Genomic DNA, 25,361 nt, shown 5'->3' on the forward strand with positions numbered 1-25,361 from the left:
TGAATATTTATGCACAAGAGGAACCCATGAATACGAGAGAACTCGAGCGGGTCGCTCGCGAGATCCGATTGCGCGATCTGCAGGCGGTCTTCAAAGCGGGCGCCGGCCATATTGGCGGCGAAATGTCGGTCATCGACATTTTGGCTGCCCTCTATTTTCGTGTCCTGAATGTTTGGCCCGATCAGCCTGGACATCCCGACCGCGACAGGTTCGTTCTTTCGAAGGGGCATACGGCCTGCGCCCTGTACGTGACGCTCGCAAAACGCGGCTTCATCCCGGAGGAGGAGATTTCCACCTTTTTGAAGCCGCATTCGAGGCTGAACGGGCATCCGAATTGCAACAAGGTTCCCGGCGTCGAAACGAATACCGGGCCGCTCGGCCACGGTCTTCCAGTCGCAGTCGGAATGGCGAAAGCCGCCAAGCTCTCGGGTGCAAAATATCACACCTATGTCGTCACCGGCGACGGTGAGATGCAGGAGGGCTCCAACTGGGAAGCGATCATGGCCGCCGCGCAGTTCAAGCTCGACAATTTGACGCTGGTCATCGACCACAACAGGTTCCAGCAGGGTGCTGCGCTTTCGGAAACCAACGATCTCGCCCCGCTTCGTCCGAAGCTTGAAGCTTTCGATTGGGAGGTCACCGAGATCAACGGGAACACGATGAGCGAAGTCGTTTCGGCCCTCGAACATAAGGGATCGAGACCGCATTGCATCGTGGCCCATACCAACAAGGGCCATGGAATCTCGTTCATGCAGGACCGGGTCGACTGGCACCACAAGGTACCGAGCAAGGAACAATACGACATCGCAGTGGCAGAATTGTCGGAGGCACTGGCATGAACGCGCCAATAAACCAACCCAAGCTCTACGATTGCCGCGACGCATTCGCCTCGACACTTGAACGGCTGGCAGCCGAAAACGAAACGATCGTTGCTGTCTGCAACGACTCCGTCGGTTCCTCCAAGCTCGGCGGCTTCAAGGCTAGGTTTGGAGAGCGCCTCGTCAATGTCGGTATCGCCGAGCAGAACATGGTGGGTGTTGCAGCAGGCCTCGCCAATGGCGGGCGCCTTCCGTTCGTGTGCGCCGCCGCGCCGTTTCTAACGGGACGGTCGCTGGAGCAGATCAAGGCGGATATTTCGTATTCGAATGCCAACGTCAAGCTTGTGGGTATTTCTTCGGGAATGGCATATGGCGAACTCGGCCCGACCCATCACTCGATCGAAGACTTCGCCTGGACGCGGGTTCTGCCCAATCTTCCGGTCATTGCGCCTTGTGACCGCATCGAAACAGCTGCTGCGGTCGAGTGGGCCGCGGCCTATAACGGGCCCTGTTTCCTGCGTCTCTCTCGCGTCGGTGTGCCGGATCTACTTCCGGAGGGTCACAAGTTCGAACTTGGCAAGGCAAACCTGCTTCGCCAGGGTTCCGACGTCACCCTTATCGCCAACGGCACTTTGACCCATCGAATTTTGAAGGCCGCTGAGATCCTCGCAGAACGCGGCATCAATGCCAGAGTGCTCAACCTAGCAACGGTTCGTCCGATCGACGAGGACGCCATCATCGCTGCGGCTAGGGAAACCGGAGCGATCGTCACGGCCGAAGAGCATTCGATCTTCGGCGGGCTCGGCTCCGCGGTCGCCGAAGTGGTGGTCGACAATGCTCCAGTGCCGATGAAACGTCTCGGCGTTCCCGGCGTCTATGCCCCCACAGGTTCGGCAGAGTTCCTGCTCGACGAATTCGGGATGGCGCCGTCGGCAATCGCCGACGCCGCACAGTCGCTGATCAGGCGCAAGTAATTAGGATCGCGTGGACCGGCCGGGGCGCATTTTCACCCCGGCCTCCACCTGATCCGGGGAGGATGGAATGCGGGCAATTCTGGCAATCGACCAGGGCACGACCAATTCAAAGGCCGTTCTCGTTTCCGAAAAGGGAGACATTGTCGGCAGAGGTTCGGCGCCGGTCGGCATCACCTATCCGAAACCAGGCTGGGTCGAACAGGACCCACGCCGGCTCTACGCCTCGGTCTGCGAGGCGATCGACGCCTGCCTGAAGGCCACGCCCGACGTGACTATCGCGGCGGTGGCGATTTCCAATCAGCGCGAGTCGGTCACTGCCTGGGACGCCGAAACGGGAGAGGCACTTGGACCGCTGGTCAGCTGGCAGTGCCGTCGAACCGCACCAGATTGCGAACGTCTGATTGCCGAAGGCCATCTTGACCGTGTGCAGGCGCTGACAGGCCTGCCACTCGATCCGATGTTTCCGGGTTCGAAATTCCGATGGCTGCTCGACCGTATACCGGCTGGGCGATCGGTCCGGTTGGGAACGGTCGACAGCTGGCTCGTCCACTGCCTGACGGGCGGGCGCCGGCATGTCTGCGATGCTTCCAATGCCGCCAGGAGCCAGGTGTTCGATCTGAAGGAGCAGAGATGGAGCGAGGAACTCGGCGAGATTTTCGGCGTCGATATCGCGCTGCTGCCGGAGGTGCTCGACAGCTCTGCCGACTTCGGCAGGACGCAAGGCTTGCCAGGCGTGCCGGATGGAACTCCGATAATGGCCGCGATCGGAGACAGCCATGCTGCGCTGTTCGGTCATGGAGCCTTCAAGCCGGGTGATGGCAAGGTAACTTTTGGAACCGGTTCTTCCATCATGACGACGCTTGCGCGATTTATTCCGCCACGCAACGGCGTCACAACGACCGTCGCATGGCGTCTCCGGGGAAAGCCGACTTTCGCTTTCGAAGGCAATATTCTCGTTTGCGCCGCCAGCCTGCCCTGGATGGCCGGCATTCTCGGCCTTTCCGATGTGGTGGCGCTTGTCGAACTTGCGGCGAGCGCCGAACCGGGCGGACCGGGTTTCGTGCCGGCATTCGTGGGACTGGGCGCACCCTACTGGAATTCCGACGCCCGTGCCCTATTTTCCCAGATCAATTTCAATACGACCCGCGCGCAAATGGCGCGGTCGGTGACCGACTCGATCGCCTTCCAGGTGCACGACGTGATCGCCGCCATGCGGGCACAAAGCGGCGGTGAGCTTGGAGCGCTCTATGTCGATGGCGGACCGAGCCAGAACCGCTTCCTGATGCAGTGTGTCTCCAACCTCATCGAACATCCGGTCATCCAATGCGAAGCACCCGAGGCGTCGGCTTTGGGGGCTGCCTATCTCGCGGGTCTCTCACTTGGCTTGTGGAGCGATCTTCAAGATATCGCAGAGCTGCCTCGAAACTCACAAATCCTCGATCCGGAACCGGTGGATCGCGCGGCGCTTCTCGGTACCTGGAATGATGCACTTGCCCGCTCGACGTCACGCGATACAACCGCTAATGATGAATAAAAATTCACTCCAGGATTAGCGATGACCCGCCTCAACGAACTCCGCCTCATATCAAGGGTCGCCCAGATGTACCACTTGGAGGGGCGGCGACAGGCGGAGATCGCGGAGCACCTTCGGCTGTCGCAGGCGACTGTGTCGCGCATGCTCAAGCGGGCCGAGGCTGAAGATATCGTGCGAACCAGCGTGACCCCACCCGTTGGCACCTATAGCGAACTAGAGGGCGCGCTTCGCGAGAAATACGATTTGCCGGAGGCGATCGTCGTCGAGTGCACGGAAGACCGGGACGGTGCGATCATGGCCCGTATCGGAGAGGCAGCGGCGCACCTCCTGGAGGTGACGCTTGCGCCAGGCGAGATCATCGGCGTCTCGAGCTGGAGCCAGACCATCTCCAAGATGGTCGAGAACATTCATCCGCAGAAGAGCGCTCAGGCGAAGTACGTCGTCCAAACCCTTGGCGGCATGGGCGATCCTTCCGTGCAGACGCATGCGACGCAGCTGACCACGCGGCTTGCCCGGCTGACCGGCGCCGAGCCAAAACTGCTCGCGGTGCAGGGCGTGACGTCATCAAGAGAGGCAAAACTTCTGATGCAGGCCGATCCGTATGTCCGCGAGACGATGGACCTGTTCGGCAGCATAACGCTTGCGATCGTCGGAATCGGAGCCGTCGAGCCGTCCGAACTTCTCGCACGGTCCGGCAACATCTTTTCATCGCGCGAACTGTCCGATCTCGCCGAAGCGGGCGCCGTCGGCGATATCTCGCTGCGCTTCTTCGACAGGAATGGCAAGCCGGTGAAGACGCCCCTGGACGACCGGGTCATAGGGCTTCCACTTGAGGATCTCGAGCGCGTGGACCGGGTGATTGCACTCGCCGGCGGGTCCAAAAAGGCGGACGCGATCGCGGGCGCGCTCCGCGTGGGGGTGATCGACATGCTGGTTACGGACAAGTTTACCGCGCAACGATTGATCGACTGATGGGGTAGGCGGGTCCCGCGGCGGTGGCTGGAGTGGGAGCGCCCGCCTCGTCCTTCGAGGCTTCGCCCTCTGGGCTACGCACCTCAGGATGAGGCTCTCTCGGGCGTTGGCATCTCTAGCTGAGGCGTTCTCGAGCGTTGGAATCTCAGGCCGAGGCGCGCTCGGGTGTTGGCACTTCAGGCTGGGGCTCTCTTGGTGTTGACGTCTCAGAATGCGGCTTTCCTGGGCCACGGCGCTTCAGGGGGCGCAGTCTTTCGCGTTGGTCCTGCCAGCCTTAATGCGCCGTCCCATCCACGATCACATGGTCGTGGTCCAGTGAGCATTTTTCCACCCGCGCCTCGACCCTGTAGATTTCCCGCAGCATTTCGGCGGTGACGACGTCTCTTGGGGCGCCGCAGGCGCGCATGCGGCCGTTGGCGATGAGGAGGACTTTGTCGGCGAAGCGGAGGGCCTGGTTGAGGTCGTGGATGGCGATCAGGACGATCATGCCTTTGGCGCGGGCCCGGCGGCGCATGAAATCGAGGACCTCGACCTGGCGGTGGAGGTCGAGCGCGCTTGTGGGTTCGTCCATCAGCATGATTTCGGGCTCGCGCACCAGCGCCTGGGCGATCGAGACGAGCTGGCGCTGGCCGCCTGACAGCGCACCGAGATCGCGGAAGGCCAGCGCGCTGATATCGAGCGCTGCCATGATCTCGTCGATGAAGCGCAGGTCGCCGTCGCCGACGGCCCAGGACTGGCCCTGTTTGCGGGCGAGCAGGATGGATTCGTAGACGGTCAGCACGGCATTGGCCGAGGTATCCTGCGGCATGTAGCCGATGGTGTTTTTCGTCTTCGAGCCTTCGACGACGACCTGACCCGGCCCCTTGAGCAGCCCGGTGATGCGCTTGAACAGCGTCGACTTGCCGGCGGCGTTCGGGCCGATGACCGCGACGATCTCGCCGGATTTCATGACCGGCGTCGTCACGTCTTCGACGAAGAGCTTGCGGCCGTGATAGGCGCCGACCGACTGCAACTGAAGCGCTACCATGACCGGCTCCTGTTCGAGAGGATGAGCGAGAAGAAGAAGGGCACGCCGACCAGCGCGGTGATGATGCCGATCGGGAAGACGACGCCGGGGATGATCGATTTCGAGACGATCGAGGTCAGCGACAGGAGCAGCGCGCCGGAGAGGATCGAGCCCGGCAGGAAGAAGCGCTGGTCCTCGCCGAGGATCATGCGCGCAATATGCGGCCCGACGAGGCCGACGAAACCGATGGTGCCGACGAAGCTGACGGGCACGGCGGCGAGCAACGAGACAACCAGCATGGTTTCCAGCCGGATGCGGCGGACATTGACGCCGAAGCTGGCGGCCTTGTCCTCGCCGAGGCGGATGGCGGTCAGCGCCCAGGCATTGCGGGCAAAGAGCGGCAGGGCCATCAGGAGAATGGCGAGCGTTACCCAGATTTTCGGCCAGGTGGCCTTGGTCAGGCTGCCCATTGTCCAGAAGACGACCGCAGACAGCGCCTGTTCGGAGGCGAGATATTGCAGGAAGGCGAGGGCCGCATTGAAGGTGAAGACCAGGGCGATGCCGAGCAGCACCACCGTCTGCACCGAAACACCGCGAGCCTGCGAGACGAAATGGATGAAGAGCGTGGCGATCAGCGCCATGATGAAGGCATTGACCGGCACCAGCAGGCCGGCTGCCACCGGCAGGAGCGGAACGCTGGTGACGATCGCCAGTGCCGCGCCGAAGCTTGCCGCTGCCGAGATGCCAAGCGTGAAGGGGCTGGCGAGCGGATTGGCGAGGATCGTCTGCATCTGCGCGCCGGCAACGGAGAGCGAGGCGCCGACGACGATCGCCATGACGGCGACCGGCATACGGATATTCCAGACGACGGCCCGCACCTGATCGGAAACGGAGGACGGGTCGAGGAGGGCGGCGACGACCTCACCGAGGCTGTAGCGGGCCGGCCCCCAGGCCAGATCGACGGCAAAGGAGAGACAGAGCGCCGCCGTCATGGCGGCAAGGATCAACAGCTTGCGCCGGGCAAGGGCGCGATAGCGCTCCCTCCCGGCTTCGGCTTCGGCTTCGATCGATATGGCGGCGACCTCGACCATCGTGGTTTTACTCAGCCGCCTTGGCGTCGACCCAATAACCCGGCTGATAGGCGACCGGCATGAATTTTTCGTGGAATTCCTTGAAGGTGGCATCCGGATCGAGATCGGCAAAGAGATTCGGGTGGAACCACTTGGCGAGCTGCTGGACGGCGACGAACTGGTAGGGGCTGGTATAGAACTGGTGCCAGATCGCATGGACATTGCCGCCGGCAACCGCCTTGGAGCCGGTTAAGGCCGGGTTTTCCATCAGCGTGTTCAGCGCCTTGCGGCTGTCGCCGAAGGTGGAAGCGGCATTCGGGCCGACATTGACGAAGTCCTTGGCATCCTTGGTCTGGCTCCAGTTGGAGCCGGTGACGACGATGACATCGGGATTGGAGGCGACGACCTGCTCGGCATTGATCGAGCCGGTGTAGCCGGGCAGGAAATCGGAGCCGAGATTGTGGCCGCCGGCCCAATCGACCATCAGGCCGAAATTATCGGGACCGAATGTGCCGCAGCACTCCACCAGCCCTGCGGCGCGGTACATGAAGACATTCGGCTTCGGCGGATTGGCCGCCTTCAGCCTGTCGGTCACCCGCGCCATCTGCTCTTTCCAGAAGCTTGCTACGGCTTCGGCACGGTCCTCATGGCCGAAGAGCTGGCCGAGGATCTTCAGGCTCGGCTCGGTGTTGGCGAGAATGTGCTCGCGGAAATCGATATAGACGATTTTGACGCCGATGCCGGCGAGCATCTCTTCGAGTTTCACTTCGTCGGCCGCCGTCTTATTGCCGATCGGCAGCAGCAGCACATCGGGATGCAGCTTGACGACCGTCTCGGTCTGCAGCGTGCCGTCTGTGAGATTGCCGAGGAAGGGCAGGTCCTTGCCTTTCGGGAATTTTTCGACATAGGCGTTGAAACCGTCCTTGTCGGTGGTCCAGAGATCGTTGCGCCAGCCGACGATCTTGGCGAAGGGATCTTCCTTCTCGATCGGCGCGACGGCGTAGAGCATGCGGCCTTCCCCAAGGATCACCCGCTCGACCGGCTTGTCGAAGCTGACTTCGCGGCCCGCTACGTCCTTGACGGTGAAGGACTGCGCCCAGGCCGATAGCGGCATCAGGCCGGCAACCGCAGCTGCGGATACTGCGAGCATTTTCACGAAATTCATCTGGAAATTCCCCTGACGTCTGAATAATGTCCGCAGCCATAAGAAATATGACTTTGTGAATCAAGTTATATGTTTTAGAGCATTTCCAAACTGTTGCACTGCCGGGGCACGCAAGATGAATTCGATGAATACAAACTACTCGATCCGCGACGAAATTCGCGATTTCTGGTCGGAGAGGGCTGAAACCTTCGATCAGAGCGTCGGCCATGAAATCTTTTCGGAGGGCGAGCGAAAGGGCTGGCAGAGGCTGATCCGAAAACATCTCGGCGACGGGCAGGGACGGGCGGCACTCGATCTTGCCTGCGGCACCGCCGTCATTTCGCATCTGATGCATGATGTCGGCTTTGCCGTCACCGGGCTCGACTGGTCGGATGCCATGCTGGCGCGGGCGCGCGCCAAGGCGAAGAAGCGCGGCACTGACATCCGCTTCGTTTCCGGCGATGCCGAAAACACCATGGAGCCGCGGGGCAGCTACGACGTCATCACCAATAGGCATCTCGTCTGGACGCTGGTGGACCCGGCATTGGCCTTCAAGGAATGGTTCGCGGTGCTGAAACCGGGCGGCAAGGTGCTGATCGTCGACGGCAATATGGGTAGGGAAACCTGGGTCAAGGGTCTGCAGAAGCTGTGGACGAGGATCACCGGCAAGCCGGCGGCGAGCCACATGTCGCCGGAGATGATGGCGCGGCACCAGAAGATCCGCTCACGCGTGCATTTCTCCCATGAAATGCCGGCCGAAGCGATCGTCGATCTTCTCCGTAAGGCCGGTTTTGTGGACATTGTGGTCGATCGCAAGCTCGGCGACATTCATTGGGCGCAGGCGCGCAAGATGCCGTTTCTGCGCGGGCTGGAGCGTATGGTGCAGGAGCGGTTTGCGATTTGTGCGCGTAAGCCTGGGTGAGCTGACTGCGCCCAAGGACTTAATCGCACTGGGTTCTCCTGACATTCCTCGAGCGAAGCCCTGAGGGAACAGGGAGGGCGCGTGCCGTGGCCGCCCCCCTCTGGCCTGCCGGCCATCTCCCCCACAGGTGGGGAGATCGCAAGCGGCTGGACCTTCCTGAACCTCTACCGTTTCGTCCGCTGCGACGCTGATTGTTTGGAGAAGCGGTTGCGCCCAGCCAATCTCCCCACCTGTGGGGGAGATGCCCGGCAGGGCAGAGGGGGGCGGCCACGGCACGCCGTATCAGAGTCATTCACCGCGTACCCGCGCGGGTGAATGACTAATGTCATTTGAGGATGATGAGGGAAGTTGCCGCACCGTATCCCGGCCCTTCGCTTGGGCTCAGGGCGTTCGACGCTGCGATCGATTCACTGGATCGATCGCTCCCGCTTTGCGGGACCGCGTCTCACCCACCGGTGACACTCATATGCCGGGCCACGGCCGGACGATTATGCGTGCGGTCGATAATGAAGTCGTGGCCCTTGGGCTTGCGGGTGATGGCCTCGTCGATCGCGGTGTGGAGGAGGGCGTCGTCTTCGCTGGCGCGCAGGGCCGAACGAAGATCGGCGGCGTCGTTCTGGCCGAGGCACATATAGAGCGTGCCGGTGCAGGTGAGGCGGACGCGGTTGCAGCTCTCGCAGAAATTATGGGTCATCGGGGTGATGAAGCCGAGGCGGCCGCCGGTCTCTGTAACCCTGACGTAGCGCGCCGGGCCGCCGGTTTGGTAGTCGATGTCGGTAAAGGTGAACAGCTTCTCCAGATCGGCGCGCAGCGCAGAGAGCGGCAGGTATTGGTCGGTGCGATCTTCTTCGATTTCGCCCATCGGCATGGTTTCGATGACGGTCAGGTCCATGCCGCGGCCATGGGCGAAGCGCAGCAGATCGGGCATCTCGGCGTCGTTAAAATCCTTCAGCGCCACAGCGTTGAGCTTGATCTTCAGCCCGGCCTTCTCCGCTGCATCGATGCCTTCCATGACCTTGTCGAAATCGCCCCAGCGGGTGATCTTGCGGAATTTGTCGGGGTTAAGCGTATCCAGCGAGACGTTGATGCGGCGCACGCCGCAATCATAGAGCTCCTCGGCATGGCGGGCGAGCTGTGAGCCATTGGTCGTCAGCGTCAGCTCGTCGAGGCCGGAACCGATCTTTGCGCCGAGCTGGCGGACCAGATACATGATGTTCTTGCGCACCAGCGGCTCGCCGCCGGTCAGCCTGATCTTCTTAACGCCCTTGGCGATGAAGGCGGAACAGAGCCGGTCGAGCTCTTCCAGCGTCAGCAGGTCCTTCTTCGGCAGGAAGGTCATATTCTCCGCCATGCAATAGGTGCAGCGGAAATCGCAGCGGTCGGTGACGGAAACACGGAGATAGGTGACCGCCCGCCCGAAGGGGTCGATCATCGGATGTGCATCCGCCGTGAGCGGCGATGCGTTTCCTATCGTTCCTATGCTGGTGTTCACCAATTCCTCCGCGACCGGATCTGAAGCACGCCAGACCGGATGCCTGCCTGTTTTCAAGCGATATCTTTCTATGTGTGCATATGTGATTGCGCCGTCAAGGGAAACGGATTTCGCACACGCTAATTTGCGCTTGCCTCGAAAAAGGCGAACGCCTACTGCTCCAGAGGAAAGAGGTGATAGAGATGAGCGATATCTGGCCGAGCGAACTTCGTGTTTCGAAAGACCGGCAGAGGCTGGCGATAACCTTCGACGACGGTCAGAGTTTCGACCTGTCGGCAGAGCTGTTGCGCGTGCTGTCGCCGTCGGCCGAGGTGCAGGGGCACGGGCCGGGGCAGAAGGTGACGGTGCCGGGCAAGCGCAATGTCGCGATCATCTCGATGATGCCGACCGGCAATTATGCGGTCCGGATCGGTTTCGACGACATGCACGATACCGGCATCTACACCTGGACCTATCTGCGCGAACTCGGCGAACGGGGTGCTGAGCTGTTTTCGACCTATGAGGACGAGCTCAGGGAAAAGGGCATGGACCGCGATACGGCGGAAAAGCCGCGCTGAAATCAATGGGTATCGGGGGATACATGGCGAAATTGAACGAAAAGAACTGGCTGCGCTCCAAGGGCAGTGCCAGCGGCAGCAAGGTGACCTTCCTCGAACTGTTCTTCGACCTTGTCTTCGTCTTTTCGATCTCGCAGCTTTCGCATGCGCTTGCCGCCCACTATACGCCGCTCGGTGCCGCCGAAGCGGCGCTGATGACCTTTGCCGTCTGGTGGGTGTGGATTTTCACCGCCTGGGTGACCAACTGGCTCGATCCCGACAAGATGCCGGTGCGCGGCATGCTGGTGGCGCTGATGATGCTCGGGCTGCTGCTGTCAGCCTCCATTCCCGAAGCCTTCGGCGACAAGGGGCTGCTGTTTGCCGGCGCCTATGTGGCGATGCAGGTCGGGCGCTCGCTGTTTACCACCTATGCGATGACGCGCGTCGACCGCGCCAATACGCTGAATTTCATCCGCATCACCACTTGGCTCGTGGTCGCTGCCGTCTTCTGGATTGCCGGCGGGCTGCTCGATCATGAAGCGCGGCTGATCGCCTGGGTGATCGCGCTGGCGATCGAATATGCCGGCCCGGCCGCGGGCTTTGCCGTGCCTGGTCTCGGCCGCTCGACGGCGGGCGACTGGGATGTTTCCGGTGCGCATATGGCCGAGCGCTGCGCGCTCTTCGTCATCATCTGCCTCGGCGAGGCAATCCTGGTTTCCGGCCGCACCTTTTCGGAGCTGCCGTTTTCGGGATTGACCGGCATCGTCTTCGTCACCGGTTTCATCGGCACGGTCACCATGTGGTGGCTTTATTTCCGCTTCGGCCACGGGCGCGCCGCCCACCGCATCGAGCATGAGGCGACGCCGGGGGCCTTGGCGCGGCTCGCCTTCACCTATGGGCATATTCCGATTCTTGCCGGCATCATCGTGCATGCGGTGGCGGTCGAATTCATGTTCTCGCATCCGCATGAGACCGGCGATCTCGGCATCGCTGCGGCCGTGCTCGGGGGCTCCGGCCTGTTCCTGATCGGCAATCTCTGGTTCAAGGGGGCGACCAGCGGGCAGCTGCCGCTTTCGCATCTGGCCGGCCTGGTGTTGCTGATCCTGCTGGCCTTCGTTGCACCCTTCATCGAAATCTATCTGATGGGCATTCTGGCGACGCTGGTGCTGATCATCGTTGCCGCCTGGGAATACCGCTCGCTGACCGGCACGGCGGCAGCGCCGACGCTGCATTGATCCTCAATCCTCGTCGCTGAGGTCGCTGAGCAGCACGGTGATGATGCGCTCCATCGAGGTGGCGGTCGCCATGCATTGCTCGATCGGCTCTTGCGAAAGCGAGCGCTCGATGAGATCGGTCTGGATCACCATCGCCGCCTCGGTCAACGTGCGGCCTTCCGGTGTGAGATAGAGGCGCAGCACGCGTTTGTCGCGCGCATCGCCGCGTCGTTCGATCAAGCCGCGCTTTTCCATCTGCGGTAAGAGCATGCTCATATTGGAGCGGCCGACCAGCAGCTTGCGGGCCAGCTCCTGCTGCGAGATGGCTTCGAAACGATAAAGATTGACCAAGATATCGAGGTGCGGCGGCTTGATGTCGAGATCGGCAAGCGAGCGGGTCAGCGATTGCTGCATCAGCTGACAGGCGCGCGCCACCGCGATCCAGCTGCGAAAACGCGGGTGATCCCAGGGAAGGGATTGATTTTTGTTCATCGTTGTACTTTATTGTTCAGTGTTGAACAGTATTTTGGATTCTTACTATGGCAAATTTTGCGCTTGAGGTCACCCGCCTCGGGTTCTCCCTGCTGCAGGCGGTTTCGCCGGAGCTGGCGGGCAGAGCGGCGTTTCTGCTGTTCTGCCGAACGCCATCGCCGCGGCCGAAAGGGGAGAAGGCCAAGGCGGCGCATGCAGCCGGTGCCGCCCGGCTTGCCGGCGCCGAACATTTCACCCTCAGGCTTGCCGGCGGGGCGAAAGCGTATGCCTATCGATTGAACGGCGGGGCGCGGGGCAAGCGCAAACGCTATCTGGTGACGCATGGCTGGGGCTCGAGCGCCGAATACATGGCCGAGCTGGTTTCGATGCTTGCGGCAACGGGTGCGGAGGTGGTGGCGCTTGATTTTCCCGGTCACGGACGCGCCGGCCGGCGTTTCCTGCATATGGGGCTCGCGGTCGAGGCGATTGCGGCTGCCGAGGCACGCTTCGGCGTCTTCGATGCGGTTATCGGTCATTCCTTTGGCGGTGCGGCGCTGATGGTCTCAGCGGCGGGCTTGCTGCCCGGCATGGCGCCGGTTGTCTGCGAGCGGCTGGTGCTGATCGGCGCGCCGAGCGAGATGGCCTGGCTGTTTACCGATTTCGGCCGGATGATCGGCCTCCGCCCGGCCGCGCAAGCGGCGCTGGAAAATGCGGTGCATCACGTCACCGGGCGGAGACTGGAGGATTTCGATGCCGGTGAAGCGGCGAGTGCGATCGGCCGGCCGGTGCTCGTCATCCATGCGGAGGACGACAAGGAGGTGCCGCCGACCCATGCCAGGCGCTATCAGGCTGCCGGGAAGGACGTCCGGCTGTTCTGGGCGAACGGCTTCGGGCATCGGCGCATCCTCGGCGCGGCGCCGGTGCTTGCCGCGATCGCGGCATTTCTCGACGGCGATCGGGGCGAAGAGGGCGTTCCCGACGAAAGCATCAAAAAAGATGCGGAGATCATTCCGTTTTTTGAGCTTCCGGTAAAGCATGCGGCGCTGTAGCGTCCGTGCCGATATCAAGCCGCGGCGGGACGCCTCATGAAAATCATCAGCAGCATCGAAGAACTCAACACGATCTACGGCGCCGGGCTTTCGCAGGCCTCGGTCGACAAGGTGACGAAGCAATTGACGCCGCTCTATCGGGAGATGATCGCGCTTTCGCCGTTCGCAGCGCTTGCCACCGTCGGGCCGGAGGGGCTCGACTGTTCGCCGCGCGGCGATCTCGGCGGCGTGGTGCGTGTCGTCGATGACGAGACGCTGCATCTGCCGGACTGGCGGGGCAACAACCGCGTCGATTCGCTTTCCAATATCGTCCGCGATCCCCGGCTGGCGCTGATGTTCCTGATCCCCGGCTCGAACACGACGATGCGCATCAACGGCCGCGGCGTGGTCTCGGACGACGCAGCGCTGCTTTCGAGTTTCGAGATGGACGGCAAACATCCCCGCACCGTCGTGGTGATTTCGATCGACGAGGTCTATTTCCAATGCGCCCGCGCCGTGATGCGGGCCGAACTCTGGAATGGCCAACATTTCGCCGATCCGGCAGGCCTGCCCACACCCGGCCAGATGCTGAAGGCCGCGGTCGGCGATTTCGACCAGGAAACCTACGACCGGGAATGGCCGGGACGCGCGGCGAAGACGATGTGGTAAAACCGCCGTCACCTGTGATGACGGCGTGTCCGTGGCGCAGACTGGTCGTCAGGTCTTGTAGATCAGCCAGCTCTTGGTGAAATCCTTCTGCATGCCGTCCTGATAGAGGATGGTGCAGTTGCGGCCGGCATTCTTGGCGCCGTAAAGGGCGATGTCGGTCTTGCTGTAGAGTTCACCCGCATCCTCGGCGCTCGAGGCCATGCAGATGCCGATCGAGACGGTGATCGGGCCGTAATTGACCCGCGTGCGGGAATTCTTGAACGGGGTGGTTTCCAGCGTGCGGCGGATACGCTCGGCGATCGCCGTGATCTCCTCGGGCGTATTGCCGTCGATGATCAGCGCGAATTCCTCGCCGCCGGCGCGGGCGACAAAGACATCCCGCCGGACGTTGCTGCGGATGACGGAGGCGACAGTGGCAAGGATCTTGTCGCCGACGGGATGGCCATAGGTGTCGTTGATCTTCTTGAAGTTGTCGATATCGGCCAGCAGCAGGGCCGTCACCGGCCGCATGCCGGGATTGTTGAAGACGGCGGCGAGGCGCTCGTCGAAGGCGCGGCGGTTGGAAAGGCGCGTCAGCGAATCGGTGTTGGCGATGCGCTTATATTCGTCGAGTTCCTTGCGGACCTGATCCATCTCCTGCGAGCGCTGGACAACGTCGCCGACGGTACGTTCGCCGTGCGCCATGGTGTCGCCGGTCGCCTGGCTCAAAAGTTCGATGGCGTTTTCGATCAGTTCGACGCTGGCATTGCTCTTCGAGGTGATGCGCTTATGGGTCTCGCCGAGCAGCCTGGTATAGCTTTCCAGCGAGTTTTGCTCCTGCCTCAGGACCCGCAGCAGCCCATCGAGTTCGCCTGAAATGCGCGTATGGGCGTCGTCGAAGATGCGGGCCGGGCTGCTGGTGAAATATTGCGCGCCGAGCTCGTCGAGCTCGGCCTGCGTCACCTGGCCGCCGAGGGCTGCAAGGTCCCGGGTGAGCGCCGGGTTGGAGCCGATATAGGCTTCGTAGAAGAGTTCGTAGTTGCGCGGTATCGGCGCAACGCCCATCGAGCGCATGGCATAGGTGATCTGGCCCGCTACGTCGGGAACCTGCACCTTTGGCGCGACAGCCGTGTTCATCCGGCGAACTCCTCATATATTCGAAGGCAATAATCTATTTGGTAGCTTAAATTTCTTGGGAAAAGATTAAAGCGATATATACCAAAGATTACATACGATAAGTTCATGACCGGCCAATACTTCAAGTAGCACCATGATTTTCAAAGAAAATATCTAGCTTTGGTGAGAAAGCGCATGCTCGCTTGACGGGAGCGATATCTGAAAAACTTGCAGTTCTTCTCCGCATTTTGCACGTATTCATCATATCGATAGTTGTTCGACAGCCCGATATTTCATTGGAAATGGGTTTGGAATGATATTTCTGAGGCTGTTTGCTGGCGGCGGACTTTGCCGCACATTCATGACGGGGACGGGCGCCGATGCCTGCCCGTCCCACATCCGAGAGCGTCAGCCCAGGTTTAGTTCCTGGAAGAAGTCATTGCCCTTGTCGTCGATGACGATGAAGGCCGGAAAGTCTTCGACTTCGATCTTCCAGACCGCTTCCATGCCGAGTTCGGGATATTCGAAGACTTCGACCTTGCGGATGCAGTCCTGGGCGAGACGGGCGGCGGGGCCGCCGATCGAACCGAGGTAGAAGCCGCCATGTTTCTTGCAGGCCTCGCGCACGGCGCGCGAGCGATTGCCCTTGGCAAGCATCACCATCGATCCGCCGAAGGACTGGAACTGGTCGACGTAACTGTCCATGCGGCCGGCCGTGGTCGGGCCGAAGGAGCCGGAAGCGTAACCTACAGGCGTCTTGGCCGGACCGGCATAATAGACCGGGTGGTTTTTCAGATATTCGGGCATGCCTTCGCCCTTTTCCAGCCGCTCGCGGATCTTGGCATGGGCAAGGTCGCGGGCGACGATGATCGTGCCCGACAGCGACAGCCGCGTCTTGACGGGATGCCGGGAGAGTTCGGCCAGCACCTCGGCCATCGGCCGGTTGAGATCGATCCGGACGGTCGATTCCGACAGTTTCGCTTCGTCGATCTCGGGCATGTATTTCGACGGATCGGTTTCGAGCTGCTCGACGAAAATGCCGTCGCGGGTGATGCGGCCCTTGGCCTGGCGGTCGGCGGAACAGGAGACGCCGAGGCCGATCGGCAGCGAGGCGCCGTGGCGGGGCAGGCGGATGACACGCACGTCATGACAGAAATACTTGCCGCCGAACTGGGCGCCGACACCCATCTGCTGCGTCAGTCGGTGGATTTCCTTTTCCATCTCAAGATCGCGGAAGGCGTGGCCGCTCTCGGAGCCTTCGGTCGGCAGTTCGTCGAGATAGCGGGTCGAGGCGAGCTTGACGGTTTTCAGGTTCATTTCGGCCGAGGTGCCGCCGATGACGATCGCCAGATGGTAGGGCGGACAGGCTGCCGTCCCTAACGTCAGGATCTTCTCCTTAAGGAAGTCGATCATCCGGTCATGCGTCAGCAGCGAAGGCGTGCCCTGATAAAGGAAGGTCTTGTTGGCCGAGCCGCCGCCCTTGGCGACGAAGAGGAATTCGTAGGCGTCGGTGCCTTCCTCGTAGATATCGATCTGGGCCGGCAGGTTGTTCTTGGTGTTCTTCTCCTCGAACATCTTGACCGGCGCGAGCTGCGAATAACGCAGGTTCTTCTTCTCATAGGCATCCATGACGCCGCGGGCGAGTGCCGCGCTATCGCCGCCCTCGGTCCAGACCCTGCGGCCCTTCTTGCCCATGATGATTGCGGTGCCGGTATCCTGGCACATGGGCAGCACGCCGCCGGCGGCAATATTGGCGTTCTTCAAAAGGTCGTAGGCGACGAAGCGGTCGTTGTCGGTCGCCTCGGGGTCGTCGAGGATCGAGGCGAGTTGCTTCAGATGGCCGGGGCGGAGCAGGTGGTTGATATCGGCGAAGGCGGTTTCGGCAAGCAGGCGGATGGCTTCAGGCTCGACGGTCAGAATTTCCTGGCCCTTGAAGCTGTCGACCGAGACATGGTCGCCGCTGATCTTGCGATAGGGGGTGTTATCCTTGCCGAGCGGGAAGAGATCGTCAGCCATCGAAGTGACCTTTCTGGTGGGCGTGCGTCGCTAAATTGGAACCGGTCTAAATCCGTGGCGCTGCAAATGCAATCTGGATAGGCGAGCGGCGAAGTCCGCACTCATCGGGAAAGACGACTTCAGGTTGCCTTTCGCCGGAGGCCGGTTCATATTTCCCGCGACGTTAACGTGCGGGGGCTTCCAATGACGAACGCTAAACCGACTGCTAACGACGATCTTCGGATTTTCTTCGAGCACGACTGGATCAGAGGGGATTTGCTGTCCAATGACAGCGATCCCGAAGGGGCGGCTATCTATCTTCGCTCTTTCGGCAGTGTCAGGGTTGATGCGAAACAGGGACTGACACAGGAAACGATCATCAAGGGCGACTATGGGACCTTTACCGTGCGACCCGATGGTCACTTCACCTACGCGCTGGATTACTCGCTCGACGTGGTGAAGAACTTGCAGGCGCACGAGCAGCTGATCGAAGAGATCCGCTACAAGATCTCCGATGGCTCGGGGGGAACGGATGTCGGGGTTCTGACGCTGGCGATCGACGGCGTCAACGAAGAGGAAAAATACCACGAAATCCTGGATTTCGACGACCTCGGGGTCACATCCAGGGCAGATGATTTCTCTCTCCCCAATTATCGGGGCTTCGCGCTTTCCGTGAACGGCAGTCACGATCTGACGTTTCTGAACGGTATTGTCTATGACACGGTGCCGGGCGTCGACGCCATCACCGAGGACGGTTTCAGCGATACGGTTCTATCGCCGGGTTCGGCGCCGGTGACCCTGAAAATGGTCGATGGCGGGGACTTCACCTTTCAGGGCGTTTCGATCGCCGAGTGGTCGGCTTCGCCCTTTCATCTGATGCTGACGGCGATGAACGACGGCCAGATCGTCTATCAGCAGGAACTTGAGATCACCGATCCCAATCTCCTGGTCGAGATTGAAGACATCGATGAAATCAGTTTCGACTTCATGGGCAACTCGGTCGTGTTGGACAATTTTTCGCTGTTGGTGTGACGCTGGCTCGTGTGTGCGGCGAGATGCCCCTCACCCTAACCCTCTCCCCGTTTTGACGGGGAGAGGGGACGTGCCCTACGAGACGTTCGCGAGGGACGGAGAGGCTGCGGCATATCCCCTTCGCCCCGTTTACGGGGAGAAGGTGGCGGCAGCCGGATGAGGGGCAGCCCGTCATCTTCTATTTCGGGCCGATCATCGTTTCCGGGCGGACGATTGCATCGTAATCTTCCGCCGAGACCAGTCCACTCGCAAGCGCTTCTTCCTTTAGCGTCGTGCCGTTCTTGTGCGCCGTTTTGGCGATCTTGGCGGCTGCGTCGTAGCCGATCTTCGGGGCAAGCGCGGTCACCAGCATCAGCGAGCGTTCGAGGCCGGCCTTGATGTTGTCCTCGCGCGCCTCGATGCCGACGACGCAATTGTCGGTGAACGAGACGGCGGCGTCGGCGAGCAACTGCACCGATTGCAGGAAGTTATAGGCCATCATCGGATTGTAGACGTTGAGCTCGAAATGGCCTTGGCTGTCGGCAAAGGTCAGCGCGGCGTGATTGCCGAAGATGTGGATGCAGACCTGTGTCATCGCCTCGCACTGGGTCGGGTTGACCTTGCCGGGCATGATCGAGGAGCCAGGCTCGTTTTCCGGCAGCGCCAGTTCGCCGAGGCCGGCGCGCGGGCCGGAGCCGAGCAGGCGGATATCGTTGGCGATCTTGAAGAGGGCCGCCGCCGCCGCATTGATGGCGCCATGGGAAAAGACCATGCCGTCATGCGAGGCGAGCGCCTCGAACTTGTTCGGCGCGGTGACGAAGGGCATGGCTGTTATGGCGGCGATCTCTTCGGCAACCTTTTCTGCAAAGCCCACCGGCGCATTGAGGCCGGTACCGACGGCAGTGCCGCCCTGGGCGAGTTCGCAAAGGCCGGGCAGGGTCATTTCGATGCGCTTGATGGCGGAGCCGACCTGGGCGGCATAACCGGAAAATTCCTGGCCGAGCGTCAGCGGCGTTGCATCCTGGGTGTGGGTGCGGCCGATCTTGATGATGTGGCTGAATTCGGTGACCTTCATGTCGAGGGCGGCATGCAGGTGCTTCAGGCTTGGCAGCAGGTGATGGGCAATCCGTTCGGCGCAGGCGATGTGCATCGCCGTCGGGTAGGTGTCGTTTGACGACTGGCTCATATTGACGTGATCGTTCGGATGCACCGGCTTCTTGGAACCCCTGACGCCGCCGAGCATTTCTATAGCACGATTGGAGATCACCTCATTGGCATTCATGTTGGACTGCGTGCCTGAACCGGTCTGCCAGACGACAAGCGGAAAATGCTCGTCGAGTTTGCCGTCGATCACTTCCTGGGCGGCATTGATGATGGCTTGGCCGAGGCCAGGATCGAGCTGGCCGAGCGACATATTGGCGCGGGCGGCTGCCTGTTTGACAATGCCGAGCGCCCGCACGATCGACAGCGGCTGCTTTTCCCAACCGATCTTGAAATTGCCCAGCGAACGCTCGGCCTGGGCGCCCCAATATCGGTCGGCGGCAACATCGATAGGCCCAAAAGTATCGGTTTCGGTGCGGGTTGCGGTCATCGGCCTTGCCTTCCCTTTACATGCTGTTTTCGGTCATCCGAGAAAGATGAGGTCTTATAGGTTGGAACGTCCGACAAGAAAACTGGACGCCATGCGAAATATTGAAGGCGGAAGTCATGTTTGCGAGGGTTGTGCGGCGTGCCTTTTAGGCCACTTTCGAAATTTTATGCGTCTGGGCGTTTTCGTCACACTGGTCTCGCGGCAAAAATTGGGTAAAAAATTAACTAATAATTTCATAATTTTGTGTGAACTTCTGTGCGGCGCCGTGCAGGATCTCCGTCACACAAAATTGAGTCCGCCGGCGCTGGCGGCGCAGGCCGGTTTCTGATCAATGAGGCCCTACGCTGCTTGAGTTTCGCGGGATAAGAGCTTGAGCCTTGCGCTCGTGACAAGAACAGCATGACACCGGGACTGGAAGATATATGACGTTCGTTTTGAAAAGCGCGGCATCCGCATTGGCAATTTCCTGCGGCGTGGCGGTTATGACTGCCGCACCCGCACATGCTTATACATTGATGGACATGCTGCGCGGCGACAGGCAGCGGACCCAGAGCACCATCTTCATGGATCAGACGCCCGGCCGGCCGGTGCCGCGCGGCGCCGTCGGCGGCTCGCTCGGCGGGCTCGATCCTGAGGCGCCGCTGCCGAAGGTGAGCGGCCCGCGTTATTACACCTACAAAGCCGAGACGCTGCAATTCGTCGATACCGGCAAGTTCGCCGATCCCGTCGTCACCGGTGCGGTCGCCGATGTTTCAGCGAGCGGCGATGCCAGCGCTCAACCCGCAGTCCAGCGCCGCTTCCTGGCGCAGGCCAAGGTGCGCGCCAATGCGGACGTCGCAAAGGTGCTCGAAGCCTATTACGGCGACAGCCGCAATCCGCTCGTCTGGGTCGATGGCAACCAGATCAACGACCGCGCTAAGTCGGCGATGGCGACACTTGCCGATGCGGCCTCGGTCGGTCTCGACCCTGCCGATTACGCGGTCCAGCCGCCGGCGATTGACCCGGCCAATCCCGATCCTGCCTTCCGCGACCGGGCGCTGACGCAGTTTGAGCTCGAACTCTCCGCCAAGGTGCTGGCTTTCGTGCAGGACACGGTGCGTGGCCGCATCGATCCGAACAAGATCTCCGGCTATCATGACTTTCAGCGCAAGGCGGTCAATCTGACGTCGGTGCTGAAGCTTGTGCGCATGAGCCCCGATGTCGGCGCCTACATCGCCAGCCGTTCGCCCGATGGTGCTCAGTTCGAGGTACTGAAGGCGGAGCTGGCCAAGCTTCGCGCCGCCGACGGCGGCAACGAAGAGCGGATCGTCGTTTCGCTCGACAAGTCGCTGAAGCCTGGCGACAGCTCGCCCGAGATCGCCAATATCGTCAAGGCGATCGGCAAGCATGGGTCCGAAACGCTGAAGACCGATCACGCGGCAACGCTTGCCGCTTACGCAGGCAGCACCGACTATTCGCCCGATATCGTCTCGCTGGTCGAGGCCTTCCAGCAAGAGCGCGGACTGAAGGCCGATGGCGTCATCGGCCAGGCGACGGTGCGCGCCATGACCGGCGGCGATAGCAATGCCTCGAAGATCGACAAGCTCGTCGTCGCCATGGAGCAGGTGCGCTGGCTGCCGGAAGATCTCGGTTCCCGTTACGTGATGATCAACCAGCCGGCCTTCATGGTCTACTACCACAATGGCGGCAAGGAACAGCTGTCGATGCGCGTCGTGGTCGGCGGCAAAAACAACCAGACCTATTTCTTCGACGACGAGATCGAGACGGTGGAGTTCAACCCTTTCTGGGGCGTGCCGCAGTCGATCATCATCAACGAGATGTTGCCGAAGCTACGCTCGGATCCCAACTATCTCGACCAGCTCGGTTATGAGGTTGAAGTGAATGGCCACGCGGTCGCCTCGTCGAGCGTCGACTGGTACGGCTCGACCGATAACGTCTCGGTCCGCCAGCCGCCAAGCAGCGACAATGCGCTCGGAGAACTGAAGATCCTGTTCCCGAACAGCCACGCGATCTACATGCACGACACGCCATCGAAGAGCTTCTTCAAGCGCGACATGCGGGCGCTGAGCCACGGTTGCGTGCGCCTTGCCGATCCGCGTGCGATGGCAGCTGCCGTGCTCGGAACGACGGTCGACGACGTCGCCAAGCAGATCGCCACGGGGCAGAACCATGCGGTGAAGGTGCCGCAGAAGATCCCGGTTTATGTGTCTTATTTCACCGCCTGGCCGAACAAGGACGGTGTGGTGGAATATTTCGACGACGTCTATGGCCGCGACGGCTATGTCGACAAGGCATTCGACGCGACGACAAAGGCGCGTGGGGCGCAGATCTGACGTAAGGTTTATTGGAGTATGGAGCGGGCGGTCCTTGGGCCGCCCGTTTGTCTTTGGGTGAGATGCCGACGGCGTCGTTCTGGGCTTAAGCCTAGCTAGGAATTACGAAGGAAAGGGCGTGCCGTGCCGGCCCCCCTCTGCCCTGCCGGGCATCTCCCCCACAGGTGGGGAGAACACAAGTGGCCAACCTTCGCACCCATCTACCGTTTCGTCGGGCTGCGACGTTAGTTGTTTGGGGAAGCCAGCGCTTCCAGCCAATCTCCCCACCTGTGGGGGAGATGCCCGGCAGGGCAGAGGGGGGCTCACACGGTACGCCGGCAAAGGAATGGCGAAGGAGGACGATGCGGCCTGCAGCCTCAGACCGCGACCTTCACCGCATATTCCCGCAATAGCCGCTCCACCAGTTCGGGGGTAAGCTCATCGTAATGGGTGATGACGACATCCGGATCGAGGTTTGAGACCGGCACGTCCGAATAACCGAACGGCACGGCGATCGACGGGACGCCGGCATTCCTGGCGACGGCGATATCGTTGATGCTGTCGCCAATCATCACTGTGCGGGAGATGTCGCCGCCGGCGCGTTCGATGGTGCCGGTGAGGTGGCGGGCGTCGGGCTTGCGCACGGCGAAGCTGTCGCCGCCGGTGATGGCGTCGAAATAACTGGTGAGTTCAAGCTTGTCGAGCAGGCCGAGCGCCAGGCTTTCCATCTTGTTGGTGCAGACGGCGAGGCGGTACCCCTGTGATTTTAGCCGATCCATCGCGGCGACCAAGCCGGGATAGGGCTCGGTGCGGCCGGGCATGTTGCCGGCATAATGGGCGACGAAACGCTCGACCAGGGGCGGCAGGGCCTCCTGAGCAAGCGGATGGCCGCGCAACCGGCAGGCGCGTTCGATCATCACGCGGGCGCCGTGGCCGACGAGATGGGTGAGGTCGTCATAGCTGACCGGTGCGAGGCTGAGGGCCGCAATTGTGTGGTTCAGGCTCTCGACCAAGTCCGTATGGGTGTCGAGAAGGGTGCCATCGAGATCGAAGACGACGAGCGCCGGGCGGACGGAGGAGGGGATCAAGGGCTTGCCTCATTAAGCGATGGGTCGTCCTTTGAGGTGACGAGCCGCCTCCGGGAACGACAGATCGCCTCTGGAAATGACGGATCGTCCTCGGGGGACGATGGATCGTCCCTGGGGACGATGGATCGCCTCTGAGGTAGGCGATCATGCAGCGGAAAGCAACGGCCTGAAGATCGCCGGGGAAGGCCGCAGGCATCTGTTTCGGCTTTTCATTTTCCGTGATGATTTTGACTTTCGTTTGCCAGGCGAGCCGTGTAAACAGCACATCCAACGCAATAATCGGAGCTGGCGGCGCATGGATGCCCGCGAAATGAAGATCAAGGCCGCCGCGGCCGCACTCGCCCATGTCGAAAGCGGGATGCGTCTCGGGATTGGCACCGGCAGCACGGCGGAAGAATTCGTTCGTCTGTTGGCCGAGAAGGTCGCTGGCGGCTTCAGGGTCGAAGGCGTTCCGACGTCTGAAAGAACGGCGCGGCTTTGCGTCGAACTCGGCGTGCCGCTGAAATCGCTGGATGAGCTGCCGGCACTCGATCTGACGATCGATGGCGCCGATGAACTCGATGCTGGGCTCCGGCTGATCAAGGGCGGCGGCGGCGCGCTGCTGCGCGAAAAGATCGTCGCGGCCGCCTCCGAACGAATGATCGTCATTGCCGACGAGAGCAAGCTGGTCGATATGCTCGGTGCCTTCGCGCTGCCGATCGAAGTCAATCCGTTCGGGCTCGTCTCGACACGGATCGCGATCGAGAAGGTCGCGGCCCGGCTCGGTCTTTCCGGTGAACTGGCTTTGCGCCAGTCCGGTGACGGAGAGTTTACCACGGATGGCGGTCATCACATTATTGATGCATCTTTTGGCCGCATTCCTGATGCAGAGGCGCTTTCGAGCGAGCTGAATTCCATACCCGGCGTCGTCGAACACGGGCTCTTTATCAATATGGCGGCACTTGCGATCATTGCCGGTCCTGCGGGTGTGCGCACACTGCAGACAAACAGATAACAGGAGCATACACTCATGATGAACATTGCAGGTCTTGGCCGTCTTGCCGCTGCGACCGTCGTTCTTTCCGGGCTTGCCTTCGGCTCCGCCGTCAAGGCGCAGGAGGTCTCCGAGGACCAGCTGAAGGCGTCTCGCGCCGCGATCGACGCCATCGGCGCCACTGCCCAGTTCGACAACATCCTGCCCGGTCTCGCCGAGCGCCTGAAGGCCGGCCTGATCCAGGATTCGCCAAACTACCAGGACATCATTTCGTCGACGGTCGACGCGCAGGCGCTGGCGCTGGCGCCGCGCCGCGGCGATCTGGAGAAGGAGGCTGCACTCACCTATGCCAAGACCTTCACTGCCGACGAACTGAAGGCGATCGCCGAGTTTTATAATTCCGACGTCGGCAAGAAGCTGCTGCGCGACGGCCCGGTCGCCTCGCGCGAGACGGCGAAGGCTGCCGACATCTGGGCGCAGGGCATTTCCCGCGACCTGGAAAAGCAGAGCAATACCGAGCTTTCCAAGGTCATCAAGGCGCCGCCGGCGGCAACCGAAAGCCCGGTGGCTCCGGCACCCGCTCCGGCTCCGGCCCCGGCTGCCCAGAAGTAAAGCCTCCACCATCAAATTGCGAAAGCCCGGCATCGTCCGGGCTTTTTTGTTATGATGCGGCAAATGCCGCCGGCGAGGCTTCAGGTGACTGTAGATATGCCCGATCGTTACAACGCTGTCCGAGTGCGGATATCAGGCAAGGTTCAGGGTGTCGGCTTTCGCATGTGGACGCGCAATGAGGCGGTACGGCTCGGTTTGACGGGCTGGGTTCGCAATGAAAGGGACGGGGCCGTCGTCGCTTTGATCGCAGGACCCGATGCCGCCATCTCGACAATGATCGAACGTTTCAGCCGCGGGCCTGCGGGGTCGTCGGTTGCGGGCGTCGAGACGGAAGCAGCCCAGCTTGAGAAAATGCCGACGGATTTCGGCATCACCCGCTGACAGCCGCCATCACTATGCATCGAACATTTGCCGGAGCTAGCTCTTTGCTTTTATGCATGCCGTTGCGGCAAAAGCGCTTCGCGCTTTGCCTAGGACCGCTGCATACGTCCTGATGACATGCATCAGGCATTCGGGTTCTTTGCAATTTGCCACACACCTTCTTCATCCGGCTCCACGCGCTTGTTGCCGCGATAGAAGATCGGCAGTCTGGTCTTCTTGTCGATCGAGAAGCGGCTCGGCGTGTATTTTTCGTCCTCGTGACCCTCAGTCGCGAGGCCGAGCGCTTCCTTGAATTTGCCAGCCTTGCACAGATTGGCGAAGAGAGTTTGATCCATCTTTTGCTCCGGCATCGTTATCCATCCCCGGATTGCCCTGCCAGCCCCAGGCGACCGGGTCAACCGTTTGCCGGGAAGATTCGGCGATGGAGAACGGATGATGCAGGAGCGGGCTTTT

The 25,361-nt window shown here is 61.3% G+C and carries 24 protein-coding genes; 14 read left to right on the plus strand and 10 right to left on the minus strand.

The genetic code is table 11. The features are described 5' to 3' along the window. Positions 1–26 precede the first annotated feature (26 nt). From GR197_RS26745 to GR197_RS26760, 4 genes are all read left to right on the plus strand, one after another. The gene (locus GR197_RS26745; RefSeq protein WP_164015089.1) at positions 27–839 is read left to right on the plus strand and encodes a transketolase; all 813 of its coding nucleotides are present in this window, start codon (positions 27–29) and stop codon (positions 837–839) included. Continuing rightward, complete coding sequence (locus GR197_RS26750; protein WP_164015091.1) at positions 836–1,792, plus strand: transketolase family protein; 957 nt, start codon at positions 836–838, stop codon at positions 1,790–1,792. Before GR197_RS26745 ends, GR197_RS26750 begins: the two co-directional genes overlap by 4 nt. Positions 1,793–1,859: 67 nt before the next feature. Then, on the plus strand, positions 1,860–3,326 hold the full coding sequence (locus GR197_RS26755) for an FGGY family carbohydrate kinase (protein ID WP_164015093.1): 1,467 nt from the start codon (positions 1,860–1,862) through the stop codon (positions 3,324–3,326). Between the two features lie 21 nt (positions 3,327–3,347). Beyond that, positions 3,348–4,298, plus strand: a complete 951-nt coding sequence (locus GR197_RS26760) for a sugar-binding transcriptional regulator (RefSeq protein ID WP_164015095.1) — start codon at positions 3,348–3,350, stop codon at positions 4,296–4,298. Between the two features lie 274 nt (positions 4,299–4,572). Here GR197_RS26760 and GR197_RS26765 read toward each other — a convergent pair whose 3' ends face one another. From GR197_RS26765 to GR197_RS26775, 3 genes are read right to left on the minus strand one after another with little or no spacing between them, the layout of a single operon-like run. After that, a complete protein-coding gene (locus GR197_RS26765) occupies positions 4,573–5,325 on the minus strand; it encodes an ABC transporter ATP-binding protein (RefSeq protein WP_164015097.1) in 753 nt (250 codons plus the stop codon). Continuing rightward, complete coding sequence (locus GR197_RS26770; RefSeq protein ID WP_164015099.1) at positions 5,319–6,395, minus strand: FecCD family ABC transporter permease; 1,077 nt, start codon at positions 6,393–6,395, stop codon at positions 5,319–5,321. The genes GR197_RS26765 and GR197_RS26770 overlap by 7 nt, the downstream gene beginning before the upstream one ends. Before the next feature lie 7 nt (positions 6,396–6,402). Next, entirely contained in the window at positions 6,403–7,539 is a 1,137-nt protein-coding gene (locus GR197_RS26775; RefSeq protein WP_164015101.1) for an ABC transporter substrate-binding protein, read from the minus strand. A gap of 115 nt (positions 7,540–7,654) precedes the next feature. Between GR197_RS26775 and GR197_RS26780 the strand changes: the two genes are divergently transcribed. Then, the gene (locus GR197_RS26780) at positions 7,655–8,440 is read left to right on the plus strand and encodes a class I SAM-dependent methyltransferase (RefSeq protein WP_164015103.1); all 786 of its coding nucleotides are present in this window, start codon (positions 7,655–7,657) and stop codon (positions 8,438–8,440) included. 445 nt (positions 8,441–8,885) lie between these two features. Here GR197_RS26780 and moaA read toward each other — a convergent pair whose 3' ends face one another. Next, positions 8,886–9,932 (minus strand): GTP 3',8-cyclase MoaA, encoded by a 1,047-nt coding sequence (gene moaA, locus GR197_RS26785; RefSeq protein ID WP_164015105.1) that lies wholly within the window; start codon positions 9,930–9,932, stop codon positions 8,886–8,888. 182 nt (positions 9,933–10,114) lie between these two features. On the opposite strand from moaA, the gene GR197_RS26790 reads away from it, so the two are divergent. Continuing rightward, positions 10,115–10,489, plus strand: a complete 375-nt coding sequence (locus GR197_RS26790; RefSeq protein WP_164015107.1) for a gamma-butyrobetaine hydroxylase-like domain-containing protein — start codon at positions 10,115–10,117, stop codon at positions 10,487–10,489. Between the two features lie 23 nt (positions 10,490–10,512). Beyond that, positions 10,513–11,703 carry a low temperature requirement protein A gene (locus GR197_RS26795; RefSeq protein ID WP_164015109.1) on the plus strand — a complete coding sequence of 397 codons (1,191 nt, stop codon included), beginning with the start codon at positions 10,513–10,515 and terminating at the stop codon, positions 11,701–11,703. A gap of 3 nt (positions 11,704–11,706) precedes the next feature. On the opposite strand, the gene GR197_RS26800 is transcribed toward GR197_RS26795, so the two are convergent. Next, the gene (locus GR197_RS26800) at positions 11,707–12,174 is read right to left on the minus strand and encodes a MarR family winged helix-turn-helix transcriptional regulator (protein ID WP_164015111.1); all 468 of its coding nucleotides are present in this window, start codon (positions 12,172–12,174) and stop codon (positions 11,707–11,709) included. A gap of 47 nt (positions 12,175–12,221) precedes the next feature. On the opposite strand from GR197_RS26800, the gene GR197_RS26805 reads away from it, so the two are divergent. Together GR197_RS26805 and GR197_RS26810 are read left to right on the plus strand one after the other, a co-directional pair. Beyond that, positions 12,222–13,202: an alpha/beta hydrolase gene (locus tag GR197_RS26805; protein WP_164015113.1), complete on the plus strand. Its 981-nt coding sequence runs from the start codon at positions 12,222–12,224 to the stop codon at positions 13,200–13,202. Between the two features lie 36 nt (positions 13,203–13,238). Beyond that, on the plus strand, positions 13,239–13,850 hold the full coding sequence (locus tag GR197_RS26810) for a pyridoxamine 5'-phosphate oxidase family protein (RefSeq protein WP_164015115.1): 612 nt from the start codon (positions 13,239–13,241) through the stop codon (positions 13,848–13,850). A gap of 48 nt (positions 13,851–13,898) precedes the next feature. Here GR197_RS26810 and GR197_RS26815 read toward each other — a convergent pair whose 3' ends face one another. Together GR197_RS26815 and GR197_RS26820 are read right to left on the minus strand one after the other, a co-directional pair. Further along, entirely contained in the window at positions 13,899–14,966 is a 1,068-nt protein-coding gene (locus tag GR197_RS26815) for a GGDEF domain-containing protein (protein WP_164015117.1), read from the minus strand. 387 nt (positions 14,967–15,353) lie between these two features. Then, positions 15,354–16,961, minus strand: coding sequence for a fumarate hydratase (locus GR197_RS26820; RefSeq protein ID WP_164015119.1), 1,608 nt, complete (start codon positions 16,959–16,961; stop codon positions 15,354–15,356). Between the two features lie 183 nt (positions 16,962–17,144). Between GR197_RS26820 and GR197_RS26825 the strand changes: the two genes are divergently transcribed. Further along, entirely contained in the window at positions 17,145–17,972 is an 828-nt protein-coding gene (locus GR197_RS26825; RefSeq protein WP_164015121.1) for an Ig-like domain-containing protein, read from the plus strand. Positions 17,973–18,150: 178 nt separating this feature from the next. Here GR197_RS26825 and fumC read toward each other — a convergent pair whose 3' ends face one another. Continuing rightward, complete coding sequence (fumC, locus tag GR197_RS26830) at positions 18,151–19,542, minus strand: class II fumarate hydratase (protein ID WP_164015122.1); 1,392 nt, start codon at positions 19,540–19,542, stop codon at positions 18,151–18,153. Between the two features lie 422 nt (positions 19,543–19,964). On the opposite strand from fumC, the gene GR197_RS26835 reads away from it, so the two are divergent. Beyond that, positions 19,965–21,875, plus strand: a complete 1,911-nt coding sequence (locus GR197_RS26835) for a L,D-transpeptidase family protein (RefSeq protein WP_164015124.1) — start codon at positions 19,965–19,967, stop codon at positions 21,873–21,875. Positions 21,876–22,231: 356 nt separating this feature from the next. On the opposite strand, the gene GR197_RS26840 is transcribed toward GR197_RS26835, so the two are convergent. After that, positions 22,232–22,942: an HAD family hydrolase gene (locus GR197_RS26840; protein WP_164015126.1), complete on the minus strand. Its 711-nt coding sequence runs from the start codon at positions 22,940–22,942 to the stop codon at positions 22,232–22,234. 295 nt (positions 22,943–23,237) lie between these two features. Between GR197_RS26840 and rpiA the strand changes: the two genes are divergently transcribed. The 3 genes from rpiA (at position 23,238) to GR197_RS26855 (ending at position 24,908) form a co-directional block, all read left to right on the plus strand. Further along, on the plus strand, positions 23,238–23,936 hold the full coding sequence (rpiA, locus tag GR197_RS26845) for a ribose-5-phosphate isomerase RpiA (protein WP_164015129.1): 699 nt from the start codon (positions 23,238–23,240) through the stop codon (positions 23,934–23,936). 15 nt (positions 23,937–23,951) lie between these two features. Then, positions 23,952–24,527, plus strand: a complete 576-nt coding sequence (locus GR197_RS26850; RefSeq protein WP_164015131.1) for a DUF2059 domain-containing protein — start codon at positions 23,952–23,954, stop codon at positions 24,525–24,527. A 96-nt stretch (positions 24,528–24,623) separates the two neighbouring features. Beyond that, positions 24,624–24,908: an acylphosphatase gene (locus tag GR197_RS26855; RefSeq protein ID WP_164015133.1), complete on the plus strand. Its 285-nt coding sequence runs from the start codon at positions 24,624–24,626 to the stop codon at positions 24,906–24,908. Positions 24,909–25,030: 122 nt separating this feature from the next. Here the strand turns inward: GR197_RS26855 and GR197_RS26860 are convergent, their stop codons facing one another. Further along, a complete protein-coding gene (locus GR197_RS26860; RefSeq protein WP_164015135.1) occupies positions 25,031–25,243 on the minus strand; it encodes a hypothetical protein in 213 nt (70 codons plus the stop codon). Positions 25,244–25,361: the final 118 nt, after the last annotated feature.

The organism is Rhizobium phaseoli, from assembly GCF_010668805.1.
GTDB lineage: Bacteria > Pseudomonadota > Alphaproteobacteria > Rhizobiales > Rhizobiaceae > Rhizobium > Rhizobium phaseoli_A.

Coding starts and splice junctions, on each gene's coding strand:
- GR197_RS26765 (WP_164015097.1), bottom strand. CDS start 5,325: ATGGTAGCGCTTCAGTTGCAGTCGGTCGGCGCCTATCACGGCCGCAAG.
- GR197_RS26755 (WP_164015093.1), top strand. CDS start 1,860: ATGCGGGCAATTCTGGCAATCGACCAGGGCACGACCAATTCAAAGGCC.
- GR197_RS26805 (WP_164015113.1), top strand. CDS start 12,222: ATGGCAAATTTTGCGCTTGAGGTCACCCGCCTCGGGTTCTCCCTGCTG.
- GR197_RS26815 (WP_164015117.1), bottom strand. CDS start 14,966: ATGAACACGGCTGTCGCGCCAAAGGTGCAGGTTCCCGACGTAGCGGGC.
- GR197_RS26850 (WP_164015131.1), top strand. CDS start 23,952: ATGATGAACATTGCAGGTCTTGGCCGTCTTGCCGCTGCGACCGTCGTT.
- GR197_RS26750 (WP_164015091.1), top strand. CDS start 836: ATGAACGCGCCAATAAACCAACCCAAGCTCTACGATTGCCGCGACGCA.
- GR197_RS26790 (WP_164015107.1), top strand. CDS start 10,115: ATGAGCGATATCTGGCCGAGCGAACTTCGTGTTTCGAAAGACCGGCAG.
- GR197_RS26745 (WP_164015089.1), top strand. CDS start 27: ATGAATACGAGAGAACTCGAGCGGGTCGCTCGCGAGATCCGATTGCGC.
- fumC (WP_164015122.1), bottom strand. CDS start 19,542: ATGACCGCAACCCGCACCGAAACCGATACTTTTGGGCCTATCGATGTT.
- GR197_RS26860 (WP_164015135.1), bottom strand. CDS start 25,243: ATGGATCAAACTCTCTTCGCCAATCTGTGCAAGGCTGGCAAATTCAAG.
- GR197_RS26780 (WP_164015103.1), top strand. CDS start 7,655: ATGAATTCGATGAATACAAACTACTCGATCCGCGACGAAATTCGCGAT.
- rpiA (WP_164015129.1), top strand. CDS start 23,238: ATGGATGCCCGCGAAATGAAGATCAAGGCCGCCGCGGCCGCACTCGCC.
- GR197_RS26820 (WP_164015119.1), bottom strand. CDS start 16,961: ATGGCTGACGATCTCTTCCCGCTCGGCAAGGATAACACCCCCTATCGC.
- GR197_RS26835 (WP_164015124.1), top strand. CDS start 19,965: ATGACGTTCGTTTTGAAAAGCGCGGCATCCGCATTGGCAATTTCCTGC.
- GR197_RS26795 (WP_164015109.1), top strand. CDS start 10,513: ATGGCGAAATTGAACGAAAAGAACTGGCTGCGCTCCAAGGGCAGTGCC.
- GR197_RS26770 (WP_164015099.1), bottom strand. CDS start 6,395: ATGGTCGAGGTCGCCGCCATATCGATCGAAGCCGAAGCCGAAGCCGGG.
- GR197_RS26800 (WP_164015111.1), bottom strand. CDS start 12,174: ATGAACAAAAATCAATCCCTTCCCTGGGATCACCCGCGTTTTCGCAGC.
- GR197_RS26855 (WP_164015133.1), top strand. CDS start 24,624: ATGCCCGATCGTTACAACGCTGTCCGAGTGCGGATATCAGGCAAGGTT.
- GR197_RS26760 (WP_164015095.1), top strand. CDS start 3,348: ATGACCCGCCTCAACGAACTCCGCCTCATATCAAGGGTCGCCCAGATG.
- GR197_RS26775 (WP_164015101.1), bottom strand. CDS start 7,539: ATGAATTTCGTGAAAATGCTCGCAGTATCCGCAGCTGCGGTTGCCGGC.
- GR197_RS26810 (WP_164015115.1), top strand. CDS start 13,239: ATGAAAATCATCAGCAGCATCGAAGAACTCAACACGATCTACGGCGCC.
- GR197_RS26825 (WP_164015121.1), top strand. CDS start 17,145: ATGACGAACGCTAAACCGACTGCTAACGACGATCTTCGGATTTTCTTC.